Below are 22,378 nucleotides of genomic sequence, written 5' to 3' on the forward strand. Positions count from 1 at the left end.
GGTTAAAGAGGCCCCTTGAAACCTTAGATGCCCAGCCTTCGGCGGAAGGTTTTCGGGTGCCACAGCCTGCGACGGGGTTGCCCATTTCCATGACTATTTCCAATAAGCGCGACATCACGCCGGAACTCATCGAATCCCATGGCCTCAAGCCGGACGAGTATCAGCGCATTCTTGAGCTAATCGGACGCGAGCCCACCTTCACAGAGCTTGGGATTTTCTCAGCCATGTGGAACGAGCACTGCTCCTACAAGTCTTCCAAGAAATGGCTTCGCACGCTTCCGACAACCGGACCGCGTGTTATTCAGGGCCCCGGCGAAAATGCAGGCGTAGTGGACATCGGTGATGGCGATTGCGTCGTCTTCAAGATGGAAAGCCATAATCACCCATCCTACATCGAACCCTATCAGGGTGCAGCGACCGGCGTTGGCGGCATTCTGCGCGACGTGTTCACCATGGGCGCGCGTCCCGTTGCGGCGATGAATGCGCTCCGCTTTGGCGAACCCGATCATCCGAAGACCCGTCACCTTGTCTCCGGCGTCGTTTCCGGCGTCGGCGGCTATGGCAATGCCTTTGGCGTGCCGACCGTTGGCGGCGAAGTGAACTTCGACAAGCGCTATAACGGCAATATCCTCGTCAATGCATTTGCTGCCGGTCTTGCCAAGCACGACGGAATCTTCCTGTCGGAAGCCAAGGGCGTCGGCCTGCCGGTCGTCTATCTGGGTGCCAAGACGGGCCGCGACGGTGTCGGCGGCGCGACCATGGCATCCGCTGAATTCGACGAGTCGATTGAAGAAAAGCGCCCTACCGTTCAGGTCGGCGATCCATTTACCGAAAAGTGCCTGCTCGAAGCCTGTCTTGAGCTGATGGCCTCCGGTGCGGTCATTGCCATTCAGGATATGGGGGCCGCCGGTCTTACCTGTTCGGCTGTCGAAATGGGCGCCAAGGGCGACCTCGGCATTGAACTCATTCTCGACCATGTTCCCGTCCGCGAAGAGAACATGACGGCCTATGAAATGATGCTTTCGGAAAGCCAGGAGCGCATGCTCATGGTTCTGAAGCCTGAAAAGGAAGCCGAAGCGCAGGCCATTTTCCGCAAATGGGGTCTCGACTTCGCCATCGTCGGCAAGACGACCGACGATCTTCGTTTCCGCGTCATTCATCAGGGCGAAGAAGTCGCCAACCTGCCGATCAAGGATTTGGGCGACGAAGCGCCGGAATATGATCGTCCGTGGATGGAGCCAGGCAAGCACGCACCGCTCCCTGCCAGCAATGTGCCGCAGGTGGAAGACTATTCGGCAGCCCTTCTCAAGCTGATCGGTTCGCCGGACCTTTCGTCCCGTCGCTGGGTCTATGAACAGTACGACACGCTCATTCAGGGCAATTCGCTGCAGGTTCCGGGCGGCGATGCCGGTGTGATCCGCGTTGAAGGCCATGAAACCAAGGCTCTCGCCTTCTCGTCGGACGTGACGCCGCGTTATTGCGAAGCGGACCCGTTTGAAGGCGGCAAGCAGGCCGTGGCCGAATGCTGGCGCAACATCACCGCGACCGGCGCGGAGCCGCTGGCATCGACCGACAACCTGAACTTCGGCAATCCTGAAAAGCCGGAAATCATGGGCCAGCTCGTCAAGGCCATCGAAGGCATCGGTGAAGCCTGCCGTGCGCTCGATTTCCCGATCGTTTCGGGCAATGTCTCGCTTTATAACGAAACCAACGGTCAAGCCATTTTACCGACCCCGACCATTGCCGGTGTTGGCCTCATTCCGGATTGGTCGCAAACAGCCAAGATCGGCGGCATGCAGGACGGTGACACGCTGGTTCTGCTTGGCGACGACGGCACACATCTCGGCCAGTCCATTTACCTGCGCGATCTGTTCGACCGTGCCGATGGTCCTGCCCCGACAGTCGACCTTGCGCTTGAAAAGCGTAACGGCGAGTTCGTCCGTTCGGCCATCCGCAACGGCCAGGTTACGGCCTGCCATGACCTCTCCGATGGCGGTCTGGCGATTGCCGTCGCAGAAATGGCGATCAAGTCCGGCAAGGGTGCAGAACTCGATGCGGGCGACGGTCTGCCGCACGCAGTCCTTTTCGGCGAAGATCAGGCGCGCTATGTCGTCGCGGCTACGGCGGAAATGGCAAAGCTCATAGCCCTCAATGCCGAAGGCGCGGGTGTTCCGTTCCGCGTGCTCGGTACAGTTGGCGGCGACCGCCTGAAGATTGGCGATCTGGTCGACGTCAGCATTGCCGATCTGACCGACGCCTTTGAAGGCTGGTTCCCCGGCTTTATGAGCGGCGAACCGGTCAGCGATAACTGACCTCGTTTAGCATCGTTAACGTCTTTTGCCGCCCGGATGGAAACCCCGTTCGGGCGGTTTGCTTGTCAGCTATTTAAGCGTTAGACAGATGTCAGTTGACGTTCCACGATGGTGCGTTACGATTCGATAAAACGATAAGAAGATGCCGGAAACGGCGGGAGATTTTGCATGGCTATGGACGCACATGAGATCGAAAAACTGATACGCGAGGGGATTCCCGACGCAAAGGTGACGATCCGCGACCTTGCCGGAGACGGAGACCATTATGCCGCCGAGGTTGTCGCGGAAAGTTTCCGTGGCAAGTCCCGTGTGCAGCAGCACCAGATGGTCTATGATGCGCTGAAGGGCAATATGGGCGGTGTGCTTCACGCACTCGCTTTGCAGACAAGCGTACCGGAATAACGGAAGGCCAATTTAGGGGAGCAAATCCTGCTGCGGCAAGATGCAGCTCCCCTCGTTACGGATTTCTCAAGCATTTGACTTGCTTTCGCCCAAACAGGGTGGTTACCAGCATTCAAATGACTATATTGGGAAAGACCTCCCAGTTTGCGTCGAAATTTGCCTCGACGTATTTGTTTAGCGCATGATCCTGTCCGAAAAGTCAGGCAACTTTTCGGGGTTATGCTTGGAAAGGACCGCAAATGACCGGCATCAACGATTTCATCGACAATGAAGTGAAGACCAACGACGTCGTGCTTTTCATGAAGGGCACGCCGGGTTTCCCGCAGTGCGGTTTCTCCGGTCAGGTCGTCCAGATCCTCGACTATCTCGGCGTGGACTACAAAGGCGTCAACGTCCTTTCCTCGGACGACCTGCGTCAGGGCATCAAGGAATATTCCAGCTGGCCAACCATTCCTCAGCTTTATGTGAAGGGTGAATTCGTCGGCGGTTGCGATATCGTGCGCGAAATGTTCCAATCGAGTGAGCTGCAGGCACTTTTTACCGATAAGGGTATTGCCACCAAGGCTGCTTGAGGGTTAATTGCCGGTTATACGGCTTAGCCTCACCTTTTTCCAAAGGCGCCGTTCAACGGCGCCTTTTGCGTTTGCTAGATGCTTCAATGGCGGAATTCCTTCTGTGTCCGCTTCTGCTTTCTAAATTTTGTCTTTCGCATCGTGTCTTTCAGACGCGAAGCGCTATTTTGCCAGGGAATGCCAGTCATGCCGCTCGACATCAAGAACGGTTCGCCGGACCAGAAGACCTCCATGCGTGGGCGCGGCGAATTCATTGCCCTCATTGCAGCGATCATGGCCATCAATGCGCTGGCCGTCGATATCATGCTGCCCGGCTTGCCGCAGATCGGTGCAAGCCTTGGCGTTCAATCCGAAAATCACGTCCAGTTCGTCATCACCGCCTATCTGCTCGGCTTCGGCGTTTCGCAGCTGTTCTATGGACCACTGAGCGACCGTTTCGGCCGCAGGCTGCCGCTGTTCGGCGGGCTCGTCATTTACATTCTGGCAGCTTTGGGAGCGGCTATCGTTACCGACTTCACGACGCTTATCATCCTGCGCGTATTGCAGGGGCTTGGTGCGGCTGCCACACGCGTGATCGCCGTATCCGTCGTTCGCGACAAGTTTGCCGGTCGTCAGATGGCGGAAGTCATGTCGCTTGTCATGATGGTTTTCATGATCCTGCCGGTCGTTGCGCCCGCAACTGGCCAGCTCATCATGCTTTTCGGCGAATGGCACCTGATTTTCCTGTCGATGGCCCTGATGGCGCTTATCGTCGGCATATGGGCCTTCCTTCGCCTGCCCGAAACCCTGCCCGCCACAAACCGACGTCCGCTCACGGTCAAGAGCGTGATGGGCGGCTTCGGGATCGTTCTCTCGAACCGCGTCGCCCTGTTCTACATGCTCGGCACGTCGTTCATTCTCGGGGCGCTGTTCGGCTATATCAATTCCGCGCAGCAGATTTTCGTCGATATTTACAAGCTCGGCGCTTTGTTCCCCCTAGCTTTCGCTGCCGTCGCCATGACGCTGGCGCTTGCCTCATTTTTGAACTCGCGTCTGGTCGGCCGCTACGGCATGCGGCGGATTTCACAGAGCATGCTGCTGGTTTTCACCAGCTTCAGCCTGTTGTGGATGGTTCTGTCTGTCACAATGGAAGGCCCGGTTCCCTTCCCGATCCTGATGGCGATCTACATGACCATCATGTTCTCGTTCAGCCTCGTGACCGCCAATTTCAACGCGCTGGCGATGGAGCCGCTCGGCGAAGTTGCCGGAACGGCCTCCTCTGTTCTGGGCTTTGCCCAGACGGTCATCGGTGCGGCATTGGGCGCAATTATCGGCCAGGCCTTTGATGGCACGACCACGCCGGTTGCAACCGGCTATTGCGTACTTGGATTTGTCGCCCTCGGCTGCGTTCTGATAGCCGAACGCGGCCGGTTGTTCAGGGTTCAAAACCCGCCCGCCGAACACGTGATCTGATCAATTTTGCCATGCAAAACAGGAAAGGCCCGCCGATGTAGCGGGCCTTTTCATATCGGACATTACTCCAACGGCGTTATTCTTCCCAGAGCGCCGCCTGAATGGACTGCCAGCTATCCCTGCTCGGTGCGGCCAGAATACCGCCGCCAGTGTGAGACGGCAGATAATCGCTTCCATCCCAGCGAGCGAGATAACCGCCAGCTTCCTGATGGATCAGGGCGCCCGGCAGATGGTCCCACGGCATCAGCTTGTTGTAGACCACAAAATGTGCGCCGCCGGTGGCGAGGATGCGATATTCATGCGCTGCATAGCGATAGCCGATCTGCGACAGAAACTTCGTATGGTTGCGTGCCAGACGCGACCGTACCGGTTCAGCCGTGTACTGCCACGATATAGCGCCGGTCATCTGGTCGATCGAGGCCGGTTCGGCAACGTTGACCTTGCTCACATCTCCATTGGCGTGGCGGATGTAGCTTCCTCCACCCTTTGAAGCCATGATCCAGTCATTGCCGACGGGGTCGTGAATGATACCGGCAACGGTTTCGCCTTTCGAGACCACGGCAAGCATCACGCCAAAGAGCGGAACGCCGGAGGCGAAGTTGAAAGTGCCATCGACCGGGTCGATGGTGAAGGCAAGCTCCGCATCATCAAGGCCGGTCAGCAATGCTGGATTGTCCGAGCAGGCTTCCTCACCGACGATAACCGCATCGGCAAAGCGTTCTTTAAGCTTGGCGGTGATAAACCGTTCAGCATTTACATCCGCTTCCGTTACCAGATCGGCGGGCGAGGTCTTCTGTCGGATATCGCCGACATCCAGCCTGCGGAAACGGGGCATGATTTCCTGACGCGCCGCATCTGCCAGCAAATCGGCCAGCCAGTCCATCTGTCCTTCGTCAAACCGCATGTTCGCCCTCTCCCTCACCATTCACCATCAGTCCCGCAAAATCGAACAGCTTGCGATCCATCAGATGGCTTGGACGAACATTCGTCATGGCGCGGATCATCGTGTCCTTGCGCCCCGGCATACGTTTCTCGATGTCGGTCAGCATTGCCTTCATTGCATTGCGCTGAAGGCCTTCCTGACTGCCGCACAGATCGCATGGAATGATCGGAAACTGCATTGCAGTGGCAAATTTTTCGAGATCGTCTTCCGCCGCATAAGCCAGCGGACGGAATACCATCAGGTCGCCTTCATCATTCAAAAGTTTTGGCGGCATCGCAGCCAGACGCCCGCCATGGAACAGGTTCATGAAGAAGGTTTCCAGAATATCTTCCCGGTGATGGCCAAGAACGATGGCCGAGCAACCCTCTTCACGCGCGATGCGATAGAGGTTCCCGCGACGCAACCGCGAGCAGAGCGAGCAATAGGTGCTGGTCTCAGGCAGCTTGTCGGTCACAATCGAATAGGTATCCTGATATTCGATACGATGCTCGATTTCGTACCGGTTCAGGAAATCCGGCAGAATGTGCTTCGGAAAATTCGGCTGGCCCTGATCCAGATTCACTGCCAGCAGCTCAACCGGCAGCAGGCCGCGCCATTTGAGATCGAGCAGCAGCGCGAGCAGGCCATAGGAGTCCTTGCCGCCTGACAGGCAGACCATCCAGCGCTCGCCGGGTTTCACCATCGAGAAATCCTCGATAGCCTGCCGCGTCAAACGCAAGAGCCGCTTCCGCAGCTTGTTGAACTCGACTGTGGTCGGCACTTCGCGGAACAGCGGGTGGCAGCCGTCGCTGCCTGCGTCTTCTGCGATATCTGGATCGAAAGCGTTCATGATGCTTCCCGAAAAACAATTGAAGATGTTGAAGGCTTAATAGCGAAAACTGGCGGCAGGGAAAACCGCGAAACAACATTTGTTTGCGAAAGACGCAAAACCGCTTCGCACTTTTGCTGGAAAAGAAAAAGCCGCGCTGCATGAACAGCGCGGCTTTTCGATTTCGGCATATATCCAGCGCGCCAGAGCGCGCCTGAAATTAACGCGAATAGAATTCGACGACGAGGTTCGGTTCCATCTGGACGGCGTAAGGCACATCCGAAAGGGTTGGAACGCGGGAATACGTCGCAACCAGCTTGTTGTGGTCGACTTCGATATATTCTGGAACATCACGTTCTGCGAGCTGAACAGCTTCGAGAACGATAACCAGCTGCTTCGACTTTTCGCGAACTTCAACAACGTCACCGGCCTTCAGGCGGTAGGACTGAACGTTGACGCGGCGACCGTTCACATTCACGTGGCCGTGGTTGATGAACTGGCGGGCAGCGAAGATCGTCGGAACGAACTTGGCGCGGTACACAACTGCGTCGAGACGCGATTCCAGCAGACCGATCAGGTTTTCACCGGTGTCGCCCTTGCGGCGAGCGGCTTCTTCGTAGGTCTTGCGGAACTGCTTTTCGGAGATGTCGCCGTAGAAGCCCTTGAGCTTCTGCTTTGCGCGGAGCTGTACACCGAAGTCCGACAGCTTGCCCTTGCGGCGCTGGCCGTGCTGGCCCGGGCCATATTCACGACGGTTTACCGGGGACTTCGGACGGCCCCAGATGTTTTCGCCAAGACGGCGATCAATTTTGTACTTAGCGGATTCGCGCTTGCTCATCGCATTTCCTTCAAAAGGTTATAGCGCCCGGAGGCGCTGGAGGAAACGCGCCCTCCTCTGCCCTCCGTTTTAGAGGACTGACAGGATGAAGCGCGCGAGCGCAATCTTCATCCACGGGACACGTCAAATGAAACGCCGGCACGAAACGCGCCAGCGCTGGGCGGCTTTTAGTCATGCAGCTGTTATCTTGTCAAGCTCAAGCAGCCGAAAAAGCCTGAAAAACCGGTCTGCAAGACCTGTTTCCTACCATTTGCTACGACCTGCCATCAAGCGTGAAGGAACGTCATCGCCTGTTTCGACATTAGGCAAGACGGATCGCAATTCATGAGGCGTCAATGGCTTTGTCTTTTTCCCTGCCCGGCAAGGGCGCATCTACGGCTCTCATTGCGATAGGCCTTCTGGCGACTTCCTGTTTTTCGGGCATCGGCTCCGGTCAGGCACAGGCGCAAACTTTCATCGAACGCATCCTGAAGCAGGACGCCCAAAAGGCAAAGCAGCACCGCAAACGCCCTGCGGTGAAACGTACTCAGAAGAAATCGCCTCCAAAGCAACAATCCACAAAACAGGCGGAAAGCGCCCCGGCAAAGACCGAAGCAAAACCCGGTCCCGGCCTCACCATACCCGGTCCCGGCCTCACCATACCCGTTCCGACGCCCGCTCCTCGCGCGGAGGAAGCAGCAACCAAAACACCGGAACCGGAAACGCCGCCTGTTCCAAAGGAAAAGCCGGAAGCAGAACCCAGGCAGCCGCCGCAGCCAACCCCGAACGCTCAAACCGCACCAGCTCCAGCAGAGCCACCAAAACCGACTGAGAACCCGAAACCGGCGGACGAAAAACCGCAAGAGGCGAAACCCGGCCCTGATCAGCAGCCAAAGCCGCAAAAGGACGAGCGCGTCTATCAGGTGTCCTGCCCAGCTCTGAATTCCGGCGAAGTCGAGGGCAAGTTGTTGCCTCCGATCAAGGATGGAGAACAATGTGGAGTGCACTCCCCGTTGTCCCTGATCGCTATCGGTAAGGACCAACCACTGAAATTCACCAATGCCGTAACAACTAATTGCGCAATGGCCGTCACGCTGGCGCAATGGAGCAGTGAGGTAACGAAAGCCGCCAAGGATGTTTACGGTCCGGATTCGAAAATTTCGGAAATTGGCACCGGCTCGGATTACCAGTGCCGGAAAGTAAACGGCGCTTCGTCAGGACGGGTTTCCGAACATGCCTTTGCTAATGCGCTCGACATCATGTCGTTCAAGTTTTCGGATGGCAGCAAGACGGAACTGGAGAGCGGCTGGAACGGCTCGGATAAGGAAAAGGCGTTCTGGCGCGCCGTGCACAGCGCCAGCTGCAAGCTTTTCATGACAGTCATCGGTCCCGACGGCGATGCGGCACATCTCACCAACATGCACCTCGATCAAGGTTGCCACGGCAAATCCTGTCTTGCGCGCATCTGCCAGTAGGATATCGTCGTAAGCGTAGGTAATTCATAAAAAAATCAGAATCGCATTTGTAATCTACACTGCGTTATCGATTCAGTTCCGCCGCTACCACCGAGCGACGGTTTTTCCAGAAGGACGTGGGGCATGAAATCGACCAAATTCATAATTTCCGCAATTTTCGCACTTGGCTTTTCCGCGGCCGCCCATGCGGATTCCGTTCCGAAGAGAACGAAGGATTTTAGGGGCAATTACCAAACTCTGGTGAAGGATCAGCAGGCAGCTCCACAGATCGCTGATTGCATTGCCAGTGCCTATGATTATGTCAAAAAAAGCAAGAAATATGATCGCCTTGGCTTCACCAAGGATGACATCTCATCGGCTCAAACCAATGATAAGTCTTCAAAATTCAGCACCAGTGACCCGCGGAAGGTTTCTGCAGTGATTTCGGTTCCAGGCGAAGCGCGCAACAAAGGCGCTTCAACGACATGGGATAGCATCACGCTGCGCTGTGGCATTACGGATGGCAAGCTCAAAGCAATCGAACTGGCCCCAAACAAAGCGGGCAAGTAGCCATCTGACAGTTGCGGCGAGCGTCTGATAACGCTCGCCATTTTATCTTGAGCGCCAATCTGATGGATGCTCAAAACTCTCTTGGTTCAAGCAGAATCGAGCCGATCCTCATTTCCCTCCGGTCGACTGTGGTTAGGGTCAGGACCTGTTGATTTGGTGAAAATGGTGTGAGGCCATCCGTTTGGATATGAGGAGAAAAGGCGAAGGAAATGTGATTCATTTCCGAGCTTTTTCGATGAAGTAGCCGGGCGGATGGACCACATCCTCTGGACACCGAAATAACTCGCGTTCCGCTGCGTCGAACCGCTCAGCCGGGGAAACCACCCCGTTCTTCGCGTCTCTTCTAACAGCTCCCGTCATTTCAGGTGCCATTTCCATCAAATTGATCGGTCCTGACCCTAGTGCTTCTTCTTGTCGTCTACGTGTTCGGGCAAGCCCTTGCGCCTGGTTTCGGCAAACTCTTCCAGTTCCTTTTCGGTCATCGATTCGTACATTTCTTTCGACGCACCGAAGAGTTCGCTTTTCTTGATTTCACCGCGTTTGGCGGCAAGTGCGGCACCGGCTGCCTTCTGTTGGGCCTGGGATTTTGCGGGCATTGGACTTCTCCTGTTTGCAAGACAAACGCAAACGGAGTGAGACCGGTTCCTTTTTATTCAACGCTTCCGTCAAAGCGCGAGCGTGCATCGCGAAGTAAAGCCCTATTTTTGACGGCCCATTGGCCAAGAACGTCAATGGGAACGGCCAGAGAATGTCCAAGTTCGGTCAGCGAATATTCCACCTCGGGTGGAGATGTCGGGCGAACATGACGAGACACAAGGCCATCCCGCTCCAGCGACCGCAACGTAACCGTCAACATGCGCTGTGATATCCCCTCAATGGCACGTCGCAATGCATTGAAACGCATCGAACCTTCCTGAAGATTGAAAATGACGAGAATGCTCCATGTGTCGCCTACCCGGTCCAGCACTTCACGGATCGGGCAGGAACCGTCACCATCGGTTTTGAAAGCAGGTGTTGACGAGAGCAAAGGCGTCTTGCCGTCTGGGCGTGTCGGTATCGTCATCTTGTTTCTCCGGAAAACCCGGTGGCAGACCGGTGTTCTTCCTCATCATCGAAGCTGGCGCATTTCCAGCAGAATCGTGAAGCGGTTTGGGGCAAATAGCGCCTGAAAACAAACCTTTATATCGGTTTTATGATTCCGGTTTTAACACGCATCATTCTCGGCACTTGCCTTTGAGGCGGTTACTTCCATGTATCCTGACCATGTAAAAGTGCGTTCTTCACAAGCCTGTCGGCATCGCCTATGTGGTTATCAGAAATAACCTGATTATGAAACATACCTTAATTCGTTCGATAAGAGAAGGTCGAAAAGGAGACTGCCATGACTAAGATCGCACTGATCGGCGCAACGGGTTTCGTAGGCGCTGCAATCCTCAAGGAAGCTGCTGCGCGCGGCGACCAGGTTACCGCACTTGTTCGCCACCCGGAGAAAGTCGAAAAACTGCCCAATGTGACGGCGGTAAAGGCCGACGTGTTTGATACCGACGCGCTCGCAAGACAGCTTGCAGGACATGACGTCGTGATTTCCGCCTACAATCCAGGCTGGAGTGATCCAGAAATTCGCGAGAAGCATATCAAAGGCAGCCGTTCCATCACCGAAGCGACCAAGAAGGCAGGCATCAAGCGCCTTATTGCAGTCGGCGGTGCAGGCAGCCTTTCGATCAATGGCAACCAGTTGGTTGACTCGCCCGAGTTCCCAGCTGAATGGAAGGAAGGCGCGCTCGGTGCCCGTCAGGCGCTCGAAGACCTGCGCGGCGAGAAAGAATTGGAATGGTCATTCGTATCACCGGCGATCATTCTTCAGCCAGGCGAACGCACTGGCAAGTACCGGCTTGGCGGCGACGAACCGGTTTTCGACGACAAGGGTGAAAGCAAGATTTCAGTTGCCGATCTGGCGGTCGCAATTCTGGACGAAGCTGAAAAAGGCCAGCACATTCGCGAGCGTTTCACAGCCGCCTATTGATGCCAAACACAAAAACGCCATATTTTTGACAGGCGTTCGCCGCAAAATCGGTGGTGAAATTCGCACATCACCGCCGATTTTTCGCGCAAAACGAATGCAAAACAGGACCGCCCCTGTTTTGCCCAAGTTATCCTAAACCAGTTCCACGTCCACGACGCCCTGAATGGCTTTCATGGCGCTGGCGATCTGCGGACTGACACGATAGCGATGCGGCAGCTCGATTTCGACTTCCCGCTGGCCGTTATCCTTGATGACGATGAAGCTCACCTGCCCGTCGCCGCGCGTGTTCAAATGCGGCGCGATATGCCGGACCGCATCGGCTGAACGCAAATAGAGCCGCATCGCTTTTTGCATGCGGCAGGCCTCGTCTTCAAGCGACTGCACCGTCTGGATACGCAAGCCGATACCTTCGGGGCGGTTCTCCGCCTGAACCGTGATCACCACCGACTTGCCGCTCTCCAGAAGGTCGCGATACTGCGCCAACCCTTCGGAAAACAGCACCGCTTCGAACTGGCCGCTGGCATCGGACAATTGCACGATACCCATCTTGTTGCCGGTGCGGGTCTTGCGTTCCTGCCGAGCGGTCACGGTTCCTGCCAGACGACCGGCATTGGCGCCACGTTTCACGGCTGCGGAAAAATCCGCCCAGCTTTGAACACGCATGCGGTTCAGCACATCACGATACTCATCGAGGGGATGGGCTGACAGATAGAAGCCAACCGCCTGAAACTCGCGGTGCAGCATTTCCGATGGCAACCAGGGAGCTGCCTGCGGCAGGATAAGCGTTTCCTTCGGCGCACCTGACAGGCCGAAAATATCGGACTGGCCGCTTGCGGCATTTTCCTGCGTACGCTGGGCAAAGCCCATGATGCGATCCATGCCGGCACTCATGGCCGGGCGCTCGCGACCGAAACAATCCATCGCACCGGCATTGATGAGACTTTCCAGCACGCGCCGGTTGACGATGCGCGGATCGACCCGCTCGCAAAAATCCTCAAGGCTTTCAAAAGGCTTCTCGGCACGCACATCGACAATATGATCGACCGCAGCCTCGCCCACGCCCTTGATGGCAGCGAGCGAATAGAAAATCTGCTTCTCACCGACTTCGAACGGGCGGAAGGAAGTCATCACCGAAGGCGGCACGACCTCAATGCCCAGACGGTTCGCCTCGCGGCGGAAATCGTTGAGCTTGTCGGTGTTCGACATATCGTAGGTCATCGACGCGGCGAGGAACTCGACCGGATAATGCGCCTTCATATAGGCCGTCTGGTAGGAGACGATGGCATAGGCGGCGGCGTGCGACTTGTTGAAGCCGTAATCAGCGAACTTGGCCAGCAGGTCGAAGATCATGTTGGCCTGCGCCTTGTCGACACCGCCCTCGATCGCGCCATCCACGAAGCGGACACGCTGCTTGTCCATTTCCTCGCGGATCTTCTTGCCCATGGCGCGGCGCAGAAGATCAGCTTCACCGAGCGAATAGCCGGAAAGCACCTGCGCGATCTGCATCACCTGTTCCTGATAGACGATAACGCCCTGCGTTTCCTTGATCAGGTGATCGATCTTCGGGTGAATGGAGGCGATCTCCTCCTCACCATTCTTGCGCGCATTATAAGTCGGGATGTTCTCCATCGGACCGGGACGATAAAGCGCCACAAGCGCAATGATGTCTTCAATCCGGTCCGGGCGCATGCCGAGCAGCGCCTTGCGCATGCCCGCACTTTCAACCTGGAACACGCCGACGGTTTCGCCGCGCGACAGCATTTCATAGGTGAGCGGATCATCGAGCGGCACATGGGACAGATCAATCTCGATGCCCTTGCGCGCCACCAGTTTGACCGCCGTTTCAAGAACGGTCAGCGTCTTGAGACCAAGAAAGTCGAACTTGACCAGTCCTGCCTGCTCGACCCATTTCATGTTGAACTGGGTGACCGGCATGTCGGAACGCGGATCGCGATACATGGGGACCAGTTCCGACAGCGGACGATCACCGATCACGATACCGGCGGCATGGGTCGAGGCGTGACGGTAAAGCCCTTCGAGCTTGAGCGCCATATCGAGCAGTCGTCCGACCACCGGCTCCTTCTCGCGCTCCTCATTGATCTTCGGTTCGGTGTCGATGGCCTGCGCCAATGATACCGGGTTGGCCGGGTTCTGCGGCACCAGCTTGCAGAGACGATCAACCTGCCCATAAGGCATTTCCAGAACGCGACCGACATCGCGCAGCACAGCGCGCGCCTGCAGGGTTCCGAAGGTGATGATCTGGGCTACCTGATCGCGCCCGTACTTTCCCTGCACATAGCGGATCACCTCTTCACGGCGGTCCTGACAGAAATCGATATCAAAGTCGGGCATCGAAACGCGATCCGGGTTGAGGAAGCGTTCGAAAAGCAGCGAGAAACGCAACGGATCGACGTCGGTAATCGTCAGCGCATAGGCGACGAGCGAACCGGCACCCGAGCCACGGCCCGGCCCGACCGGAATGCCATGGGCTTTTGCCCATTTGATAAAGTCGGCAACGATCAGGAAGTAACCGGGGAACTTCATGCGGGTGATGATGCCGATCTCATATTCGAGGCGTTCGGCATATTGTTCTGTTGTGTAGCCTTCTGCGAGACCGATGGTCTCCAGGCGCATCTTCAGGCCGTCGCGCGCCTGCCGGGCAAGCTCATCAGCTTCTTCCTGAACGGCGGCTTCCGGATCATCGGATTCGCCGGTAAACCGTGGCAGGATCGGCGCACGGGTCTGCGTGTACCAGCTGCAGCGCTCAGCAATTTCGACCGTGTTGTCGAGCGCTTCCGGCAGATCGGCAAAGAGTGCCGCCATTTCCGCACGGCTTTTCAGATGATGGTCCGGTGTCAGACGGCGGCGGTCATCGTTTGAGAGAATCTGGCCTTCCGCAATGGCAAGAAGCGCATCGTGAGCCTCGAAATCTTCCGCCTTGAGAAAGAAAGCCTCATTGGTGGCCACCAGAGGGAGATCCATTTCATAAGCAAGGGCAACCGTCTTGGCTTCCAGCGCACGGTCGTAACCTGCCTGACGCTGCAATTCGACATAAAGCCGGTCACCAAAGACCTCCCGCAGGAAGGCAAGCCGCGCCTCTGCCCTGTCGGGGCGGTCGGCAGCAAAAGCGCGGCCGATTGGTCCCAGTGCGCCACCGGAAAGAATAATGACGTCTTTCGACAATGGTGGTAGCCAGCTGGCTTCGACATGCACCGGATCGCCCGCGGGCGTCTCCATAAAGGCGCGGCTGACGAGCCGCACGATATTCGCATAGCCCTCTTCCGTTGCCGCGAGCAGCACGATCGGAGCAAGGTCCAGCGCAACCCGACGATTGACGCTGCGGCCATTATCGTTGTGATCACCGAAGGCAATATCGACCTGACAACCGATGATGGGTTGTAGCCCGTCTTTCGATGCCTTCTGCGCAAATTCGAGCGCACCAAACAGATTGTTTGTGTCGGTGACCGCGATAGCCGGCGCCTCGTCGGCAATCGCCTGTTTGATGATCTTGCCAAGCGGCAATGCGCCTTCCAGCAACGAATAGGCCGAGTGTACCCGCAGATGCACAAAACGTGGCGTCAAAGCACCGTCTTTTGCTGCATTGCCTGCTGCTGCATCACTCATTCCATCGACCCCGATCATCTGCCGAGCCGCCCGGATGGACATACATCCGACGCTCCAAATCCATGCATCGCGCTTTCCGAAAACCGATTCCGATCTTCGGGCCGATGCACTAGCCGCCTGATAGCACATTGCTTGCAGGATGAACCACACATGGTTCAATGCGGCTGGCGACTCTGTCGCCTGATAGCATCAGTTTCGGGGAATGATATGGCGATGTCCAGTAAGACTATCACCACCTTGCAGCGGGTTCACAGGAACCAGCCAAAGCATTTCCAGTTTTTCCGGATCACCGGAAATGCCTTATCATTTTTAGGCATGTCTTTGTCCCCAAAAACTGGTTTCCACTTTTGGGAGACATGCTCTATTTCCTTCAGATCGCACTCACCCAGATGGCGAAAGTTGCAATAAACAGGCTTACCGAAATGAAAGACAGAACGTCGTGGACGAGATCGGTCATGTTGGAAACTCCTCTGTGTTCACGTATGTTTATTTTTTGTTCTATTTTTGTTCCAAAGTCAACACCCGTTCTACAACAGCATTCATTTTAGGGTTTACGAATAGTGAATACACAACCGCAGGCAGGAGCCGCGAGAGAACAGAACACAAAAAGGTGCTAAAGCGTGTTGCGTCTTACTATATTCAGGGAACACGCTTTAAGCTTTTGTTTTCAAGCATGTCTTTATCCCAAAACCGGTTCCCACTTTTGGGAGACATGCTTTAGTCGCGTCACAAGGCGACGCTACGAGGCTGGGAACGAGAGCCCCGTTCAGGCGGAACCGCACCTCGCCCTTCGGGACGCCGCCTGCGCCAACTCCTCGGGATGAGGTTCTACTGTGACTTGGGAGCTTTAGAGATCGACGACCTTGCCGTCCTTGAGCGTCACGCGACGGTCCATGCGGCGGGCAAGCTCATGATTATGGGTCGCGATCAGGGCCGCAAGCCCCGACTGACGCACGAGGGCCTCCAGAGCGCCGAAGACGTAGGACGATGTCGTCGGGTCGAGATTGCCGGTCGGTTCGTCCGCCAGAAGAACGAGCGGCGCGTTGGCAACGGCGCGGGCAATGGCGACGCGCTGTTGCTCGCCGCCGGAAAGTTCCGACGGGCGATGCGAGGCACGCTTGCCGATCTTCATATACTCAAGAAGCTGCTGCGCCCGCTCTGCCGCGGCTTTCCTGGACAGGCCGCGGATCATCTGCGGCATCATCACATTTTCCAGCGCGGAAAATTCCGGCAGGAGATGATGGAACTGATAGACGAAACCGACATCGTTGCGGCGGACCGCCGTGCGCTCGTCATCGGACAATTTGCTGCAGGAGCGCCCGTCAAGAAATACGTCCCCATTGTCGGGACGTTCCAGAAGGCCCGCCGTGTGCAGTAATGTCGACTTGCCCGCGCCGGATGGCGCAACAAGCGCAACCATTTCGCCGCGACGAAGCGTGAAATCGGCATCCTTCAGAATGACCAGTTCGCGGTCGGCTTCCTTATAGGCGCGGCCGACACGCTCCAGCCGCATGATGACTTCAGCCGCCATTTATTCGTACCTCAATGCTTCGACCGGATCGAGCTTGGCAGCGCGCCAGGCCGGGAAAATGGTGGCAATGAATGAAAGCACCAGAGCCATGACGATAACGGATATCGTTTCGCCGGGGTCCATCTTGGCTGGAAGCTGGCTCAGGAAGTAAAGTTCCGGGTTGAAGAGCGTGGTTCCCGAGAGCCACGAGAAGAACTCCCGCAGACGCTCGACATTGAGGCAGACGACAACACCCAGAACAACACCGGCTACCGTGCCGGTGACGCCGATGGCGGCACCCGTCATCAGGAATATGCGCATCACCGCGCCACGGGTTGCCCCCATGGTTCGCAGGATCGCGATATCGTGCCCCTTGTCCTTCACCAGCATGATAAGGCCGGAAATGATGTTCAGCGCCGCTACGAGCACGATCAGCGTCAGGATCATGAACATGACATTGCGCTCGACTTCCAGCGCCGAGAAGAAAGTCTGGTTGCGCTGGCGCCAGTCGACAAGCGAGAGCTGGCGTCCCGCTGCCTCTTCCACAGGCGCGCGCATCGCATCCACCTTGTCGGGATTATCGACAAAGATTTCCAGCGATTGCACCTTGCCTTCCTGATTGAAGAAGAGCTGCGCCTCGGAAAGCGGCATCATGACAATTGATGAGTCATATTCCGACATGCCGATCTCGAAGATCGCGACAATCGGATAGGCCTTCACGCGCGGATTGACGCCAAACGGGGTCACATCGCCATCCGGCGAAATCACCCGCAGCGTATCACCGATGGAAAGGCCAAGATTTTCCGCCATACGGGTTCCGATGGCGACGCCGCCACCCTGATCGAAACCTTTCAGCGTACCCTGACGAATATTGCCGGAAACAAGCTTGAGCTTGTCGAGATCCTCTTCACGAAGACCGCGCACCAATGCACCCGTTCCAGCGCCGATATTCCCCTGAACAAGCGCCTGCCCTTCCACCACGGGAATGGCGAACTTGATGCCCGAAATACCGTCGATCCGCTTGATAAGGCTGGCATAATCATCCAGCGGACGATCAATCGGCTGCATGATGAGATGGCCGTTAATGCCCAGAATTCGCGAAAGAAGCTCGGCACGGAAGCCGTTCATCACCGCCATGACGATGATGAGGGTCGCCACGCCCAGCATGATACCGGTGAAAGAAAAACCGGCAATGACCGAGATGAAAGTCTCGCGGCGGCGCGCTCGCAGATATCGCCAAGCGATCATCCGCTCATAGGCCGAAAATGGACCGGACTTCGGCGCCTTTTGGGCACCCTTTGCCTGATCCCCGGATTTTGCTGCCGCCGCGTTGCTCATGCTTCTGCCGTCAACAGGTTGATCGCCGCTTCAACGCTCAGGTTCTGGCGTTCGCCGGTCTTGCGATCCTTGATTTCGACTTCACCGGCGGCAACGCCGCGCGGGCCAACGATCACCTGCGTCGGCAGGCCGATCAGGTCCATCGTGGCAAACTTTGCACCCGGACGGTCATCCGTGTCATCGAGCAGAGGATCGACGCCTGCATTGGTCAGCGCTTCATAAATCTTCTCGCTTACAGCGTCGCAGCCTTCATCGCCCGGCTTCATGTTGACGATACCGGCACCGAACGGTGCGATGGCCTTCGGCCAGATGATGCCTGCGTCATCGTGGAAGGCTTCGATGGCTGCCGCGACAAGGCGCGACGGACCGATACCGTAGGAACCCATCGACACCAGATGTTCCTTGCCATCCGGGCCCTGCACTTTCGCGCCCATCGGTTCGGAATATTTCGTGCCGAAATGGAAGATGTGGCCCACTTCGATGCCGCGCGCCGAAACCTGATCCTCCGGCTTCACCTTGGCCCAGTCGGCCTCGTCATGCATTTCGTCGGTCGCCGCATAAGGCGTCGTCCAGCGCTTGACGATATCGGTCAGTTGCGCATCGTTGCGGAAATCTGTGTCCGCGCCCGGCACGGCGAGATCAAGATAAGCCTTGTCGCAGAAAACCTGGCTTTCACCGGTTTCGGCCAGAATGATGAATTCGTGGCTGAGGTCGCCGCCAATCGGTCCCGTATCGGCGCGCATCGGGATGGCCTGCAAGCCAACCCGCGCAAAAGTGCGCAGATAGGACACGAACATGCGGTAATACGCCATTTTCGCGCCCTCATAGTCGAGGTCGAACGAATAGGCGTCCTTCATCAGGAACTCACGCGAACGCATGACGCCGAAACGCGGGCGCACTTCGTCGCGGAACTTCCACTGGATGTGATAGAGATTGAGCGGCAGATCCTTGTAGGAGCGCACATAGGAGCGGAAAATGTCGGTGACCATTTCCTCATTGGTCGGGCCGAAGAGCATATCGCGCTCCTGACGGTCCTGAATGCGCAGCATTTCCTTGCCATAGGCATCGTAGCGACCGCTTTCGCGCCACAGATCGGCGGACTGGATGGTCGGCATCAGAATTTCATTGGCGCCCGCGCGGTTCTGCTCTTCACGAATGATAGCGCAAACCTTGTTGAGAACCTTCAGGCCGAGCGGCAGCCAGGCATAGATGCCCGCTGACTGTTGACGGATCATGCCCGAACGCAGCATCAGCCTGTGGGAGACGATTTCCGCCTCCTTGGGGTTTTCCTTCAGAATAGGCAAAAAATACCGCGACAGACGCATCGTAACCACCAATCAAGAGGGACTGCCTGAGTGCTTCAAGAATCAGGCAAAAATTAAGCATATTCGTCGGTTTCTTACCGGGTTATACACCGGTTGGAAACCCGCCTGGAAAAGCTTTCACGGCAGCGGATTTCCCCATCCACAGCCATAATGGCCCGCCGAAAGAACCAGAGGCGCGAAATACAGCCTCCAGATTCACATTCATTTTCAATATATTACAGATATATCACTCTCACTGAGGAAAATTTACGAAAGAAATATGACGCCACAGAAGATTTTTCGTGACAAAAGCTGTGCAGTTCGCTATTTTTTTCAGCATAAGAGCAACAACGGAATAAAACCGTTGGTTTCACGCGGTCAAAGTCTTGGGAGGATGGATCCAGGCGCGACTTTCGCAGCCGCCAGTCAAATGGAAACGGATCGAACGCGTATTTGATTAGCAAGGCGAAAGCCTTGCTTTTTTTTTGCACTTGCAGAACCTCCATGCTTTCCGCATTTCCTCTATTTTATAGGCTGCAATAACACATTGATTTTGTGGGATTTATCGCAGTGCCCTCTGCGCATCCAAGTATTAAATTTCGTTTAAGTATAAATCGATTTATATGAAGAACATTGCATACGCAAAGGCATCACTGTCACAAATGACGCCGGGTTGTGCCGCGTCGGAAATTCAATACGTTACGCGAATTGGCTCAATATCCGGCACAACCCATGATAGGCATGTCCACTTTTCTTTGTACAAAAGAAAGGCTGCCTATTTTTTAGGCAGCCTCAAAATTCACATTAAACGGGGTCTGAAATTTCAGGTCAGATCCGGGAAGAAATGCGGAATATCGTCGAGGCCGAAACCGCTGATCTGCGTCATATAATAATAGAGCAGGAAGATGAGTGTTGCGACGATGGTTGTCCGCAGAAATGCCCGACCGATGCGCGGCTTGGCCGGAGCGCTGGCCACTGTGCCCAAAGTCACTTCATTTTCTTCGGCCTGCGTGCGCAAGCCGACAGGCAAGAGAGCAAACAGTGTCGTCCACCAGATGATGAAATAAATCGCGATTCCTGAAACCAGCGACATGATTACACCTCTTCCAGTTCGATCAGCGTGCCGTTGAAATCCTTGGGATGCAGGAACAGAACCGGCTTGCCGTGGGCACCGGTCTTCGGCTCGCCATCCCCAAGGATACGCGCGCCTTCCGCCTTGAGGCGATCGCGAGCGGCAATAATGTCCGCAACCTCGTAGCAGAGATGATGCATCCCGCCGGAGGGGTTCTTTTCCAGAAATGCCGTGATGGGAGAACCCTCACCCAAAGGTTCCAGCAATTCGATCTTGGTGTTGCCGACGTCGATGAAAACCACGGTTACGCCATGTTCGGGCAACGCCTGTGGCTCGGTGACTTTTGCACCGAGCTTGCCGCGATAAAGCGCTGCCGCGGCATCAATATCCGGAACGGCAATCGCCACGTGGTTCAAGCGTTCGAGCATCAGCACCTCCCATGCCAGTCATTCCGCAACCTGTCTGCAATCCGTATGACTACCGTATCCTATTCACGAACACGGTCACCACGGGCTTTTTGCCCCATGCTTCATTTGCCGCAGCGCGAACGGCACGGCGAACGGATTCCCGAACAAGCTCGATGTCCTTGCGGCGAACGCGCGGAATGCTGTCGATGGCCTCGATGGCCGCATCCAGCAGAATATCTTCCAACAGGTCGCCCTGCGCGTTTTCTTCCGGTACGCCGAAAGTCACGAGATCGGGTTCATCGATGATTTTGTGTTCACGGTCCAGCAATACCGAAACGGCGACATGACCGACATAGGCAAGCTTGCGACGCTCGACCATGCCGATCTCTTCCTCGTCACCGATCAGCTTGCCGTCCTTGTAGATGCGGCCAACCGGCGCTTCGTCGATAATCTCGGCCTTGCCCGGCGCCAGACGCAGCATGTCGCCATCACGCACCTGCGCGACCTGCTCGATGCCTTCCATCGCGCCAAGCGAGCCTTGAGCAACCAGATGGGCGGCTTCGCCATGCACCGGCACCAGAATCTGCGGACGAACCCAGGAATACATGCGGCGCAATTCGCTGCGCCGTGGATGGCCCGAGACATGGACCAGTGCATCCTCATCACCGATGATCTTGATGCCGCGATCGATCAGGCGGTTCTTGATGTCGAGAATGGATTTTTCATTGCCCGGAATGGCACGCGACGAGTAGATGACCGTATCGCCCGCCGTCAGCGCGAGGCTGCGCATTTCGTCACGTGCCAGCTTGGCGAGCGCCGCGCGCGGTTCGCCCTGGCTTCCGGTGAGGATCATCACCACGTTTTCGCGTGGAATATAGCCGTAATCCTCTTCGCTGAGATATTCCGGCAAGCCTTCCATATAGCCAAGTTCAGTTGCAACCGAGATGGCGCGTTTCATCGAACGACCGACCACCAGCACCTGACGGCCAGCATCGCGTGCTGCTTCGGTAATCGACCGGATACGACCGACATTGGAAGAGAAAGTGGTGATGGCCACGCGGCCACGCGCATTTTCAATCAGTTCGCGCAGGCTTTCACCCACCTGGCGCTCCGAAGGAGATTCACCCTCGCGCAACGCATTGGTGGAGTCGCAGATCAGCGCTAGAACGCCCGCATCGCCGATTGCACGGAAACGCGCCTCGTCGATAACCGGTCCGAGCGACGGTTCAGGATCCATCTTCCAGTCGCCCGTGTGCACGACCGTGCCAAGCGGCGTCGTGATAGCCAGAGAAACCGGCTCGGGAATTGAGTGGGTTACCGCAACAGCCTCGATCTTGAAGGGGCCAACCTCGAATTTCTCGCCTGCCTTGTAGATCGTGATCGGAATTTCAGGCGCGCCATGTTCTGACTGTCGCTTCGCTTCGAGCAGACCGGCAGTGAATGGCGTCGCATAGACCGGAACCTTCAGGCGCGGCCACAGATCGAGCAATGCGCCGAAATGGTCTTCATGCGCATGCGTGATAACGATGCCGCGCAGATTATGTTTTTCAGCTTCAAGATAGCGGATATCCGGCAGGATGAGATCAGCGCCCGGCTGTTCAGGCCCCGCAAAGCTCACGCCCATATCCACGACCAGCCATTCACGGTTATCCGCAGGACCGAAGCCGTACATGGCCAAATTCATGCCGATTTCGCCCACGCCGCCAAGCGGCAGAAAGACGAGTTCAGTAGTATTGGATCGGGCCATGAAATTTCCTCTGTGATTAATCC

19 protein-coding genes are annotated in these 22,378 nt (G+C 56.4%); 7 read left to right on the forward strand and 12 right to left on the reverse strand.

All coding sequences use genetic code 11. The features are described 5' to 3' along the window. Nucleotides 1-89 precede the first annotated feature (89 nt). From purL to MKS82_RS04650, 4 genes are all read left to right on the forward strand, one after another. Nucleotides 90-2,312, forward strand: a complete 2,223-nt coding sequence (gene purL / locus MKS82_RS04635; protein WP_240578386.1) for a phosphoribosylformylglycinamidine synthase subunit PurL — start codon at nucleotides 90-92, stop codon at nucleotides 2,310-2,312. A gap of 168 nt (nucleotides 2,313-2,480) precedes the next feature. After that, nucleotides 2,481-2,714: a BolA/IbaG family iron-sulfur metabolism protein gene (locus MKS82_RS04640; RefSeq protein WP_006466620.1), complete on the forward strand. Its 234-nt coding sequence runs from the start codon at nucleotides 2,481-2,483 to the stop codon at nucleotides 2,712-2,714. Nucleotides 2,715-2,953: 239 nt separating this feature from the next. Next, nucleotides 2,954-3,286, forward strand: coding sequence for a Grx4 family monothiol glutaredoxin (gene grxD, locus MKS82_RS04645; RefSeq protein ID WP_109987636.1), 333 nt, complete (start codon nucleotides 2,954-2,956; stop codon nucleotides 3,284-3,286). 186 nt (nucleotides 3,287-3,472) lie between these two features. After that, the gene (locus MKS82_RS04650; protein WP_109987635.1) at nucleotides 3,473-4,738 is read left to right on the forward strand and encodes a multidrug effflux MFS transporter; all 1,266 of its coding nucleotides are present in this window, start codon (nucleotides 3,473-3,475) and stop codon (nucleotides 4,736-4,738) included. Nucleotides 4,739-4,814: 76 nt separating this feature from the next. Here MKS82_RS04650 and MKS82_RS04655 read toward each other — a convergent pair whose 3' ends face one another. The 3 genes from MKS82_RS04655 to rpsD form a co-directional block, all read right to left on the reverse strand. Beyond that, nucleotides 4,815-5,642 (reverse strand): inositol monophosphatase family protein, encoded by an 828-nt coding sequence (locus MKS82_RS04655; protein ID WP_240578387.1) that lies wholly within the window; start codon nucleotides 5,640-5,642, stop codon nucleotides 4,815-4,817. Then, nucleotides 5,632-6,510: a tRNA 2-thiocytidine(32) synthetase TtcA gene (gene ttcA, locus MKS82_RS04660; RefSeq protein WP_240578388.1), complete on the reverse strand. Its 879-nt coding sequence runs from the start codon at nucleotides 6,508-6,510 to the stop codon at nucleotides 5,632-5,634. The genes MKS82_RS04655 and ttcA overlap by 11 nt, the downstream gene beginning before the upstream one ends. A 199-nt stretch (nucleotides 6,511-6,709) precedes the next feature. After that, a complete protein-coding gene (gene rpsD / locus MKS82_RS04665) occupies nucleotides 6,710-7,327 on the reverse strand; it encodes a 30S ribosomal protein S4 (RefSeq protein WP_109987632.1) in 618 nt (205 codons plus the stop codon). A 335-nt stretch (nucleotides 7,328-7,662) separates the two neighbouring features. On the opposite strand from rpsD, the gene MKS82_RS04670 reads away from it, so the two are divergent. After that, nucleotides 7,663-8,781, forward strand: a complete 1,119-nt coding sequence (locus tag MKS82_RS04670; RefSeq protein WP_109987631.1) for an extensin-like domain-containing protein — start codon at nucleotides 7,663-7,665, stop codon at nucleotides 8,779-8,781. 123 nt (nucleotides 8,782-8,904) lie between these two features. After that, complete coding sequence (bspC, locus tag MKS82_RS04675; protein ID WP_109987630.1) at nucleotides 8,905-9,330, forward strand: type IV secretion system effector BspC; 426 nt, start codon at nucleotides 8,905-8,907, stop codon at nucleotides 9,328-9,330. 398 nt (nucleotides 9,331-9,728) lie between these two features. On the opposite strand, the gene MKS82_RS04680 is transcribed toward bspC, so the two are convergent. Beyond that, the gene (locus MKS82_RS04680) at nucleotides 9,729-9,926 is read right to left on the reverse strand and encodes a DUF3008 family protein (RefSeq protein ID WP_109987629.1); all 198 of its coding nucleotides are present in this window, start codon (nucleotides 9,924-9,926) and stop codon (nucleotides 9,729-9,731) included. Between the two features lie 53 nt (nucleotides 9,927-9,979). Beyond that, on the reverse strand, nucleotides 9,980-10,393 hold the full coding sequence (locus MKS82_RS04685; protein WP_109987628.1) for a winged helix-turn-helix transcriptional regulator: 414 nt from the start codon (nucleotides 10,391-10,393) through the stop codon (nucleotides 9,980-9,982). 318 nt (nucleotides 10,394-10,711) lie between these two features. On the opposite strand from MKS82_RS04685, the gene MKS82_RS04690 reads away from it, so the two are divergent. Next, entirely contained in the window at nucleotides 10,712-11,353 is a 642-nt protein-coding gene (locus MKS82_RS04690) for an NAD(P)-dependent oxidoreductase (protein ID WP_109987627.1), read from the forward strand. Nucleotides 11,354-11,485: 132 nt separating this feature from the next. On the opposite strand, the gene dnaE is transcribed toward MKS82_RS04690, so the two are convergent. The 7 genes from dnaE to MKS82_RS04725 all read right to left on the reverse strand — a co-directional run bounded on the left by dnaE (nucleotide 11,486) and on the right by MKS82_RS04725 (nucleotide 22,355). After that, nucleotides 11,486-14,977 (reverse strand): DNA polymerase III subunit alpha, encoded by a 3,492-nt coding sequence (dnaE, locus tag MKS82_RS04695; protein ID WP_240578653.1) that lies wholly within the window; start codon nucleotides 14,975-14,977, stop codon nucleotides 11,486-11,488. Nucleotides 14,978-15,824: 847 nt separating this feature from the next. Beyond that, on the reverse strand, nucleotides 15,825-16,508 hold the full coding sequence (locus tag MKS82_RS04700; protein WP_109987626.1) for an ABC transporter ATP-binding protein: 684 nt from the start codon (nucleotides 16,506-16,508) through the stop codon (nucleotides 15,825-15,827). Next, nucleotides 16,509-17,825 carry a lipoprotein-releasing ABC transporter permease subunit gene (locus MKS82_RS04705; protein ID WP_109987625.1) on the reverse strand — a complete coding sequence of 439 codons (1,317 nt, stop codon included), beginning with the start codon at nucleotides 17,823-17,825 and terminating at the stop codon, nucleotides 16,509-16,511. It lies immediately after the preceding gene. Then, a complete protein-coding gene (proS, locus tag MKS82_RS04710) occupies nucleotides 17,822-19,150 on the reverse strand; it encodes a proline--tRNA ligase (RefSeq protein ID WP_109987624.1) in 1,329 nt (442 codons plus the stop codon). The genes MKS82_RS04705 and proS overlap by 4 nt, the downstream gene beginning before the upstream one ends. A gap of 802 nt (nucleotides 19,151-19,952) precedes the next feature. Then, entirely contained in the window at nucleotides 19,953-20,222 is a 270-nt protein-coding gene (locus MKS82_RS04715; protein ID WP_061345442.1) for a DUF1467 family protein, read from the reverse strand. Nucleotides 20,223-20,224: 2 nt separating this feature from the next. After that, nucleotides 20,225-20,629 carry a methylmalonyl-CoA epimerase gene (gene mce / locus MKS82_RS04720; protein WP_109987623.1) on the reverse strand — a complete coding sequence of 135 codons (405 nt, stop codon included), beginning with the start codon at nucleotides 20,627-20,629 and terminating at the stop codon, nucleotides 20,225-20,227. Between the two features lie 49 nt (nucleotides 20,630-20,678). Next, nucleotides 20,679-22,355, reverse strand: coding sequence for a ribonuclease J (locus tag MKS82_RS04725; RefSeq protein WP_109987622.1), 1,677 nt, complete (start codon nucleotides 22,353-22,355; stop codon nucleotides 20,679-20,681). Nucleotides 22,356-22,378: the final 23 nt, after the last annotated feature.

Source organism: Ochrobactrum sp. A-1 (assembly GCF_022488005.1).
Classification (GTDB): domain Bacteria; phylum Pseudomonadota; class Alphaproteobacteria; order Rhizobiales; family Rhizobiaceae; genus Brucella.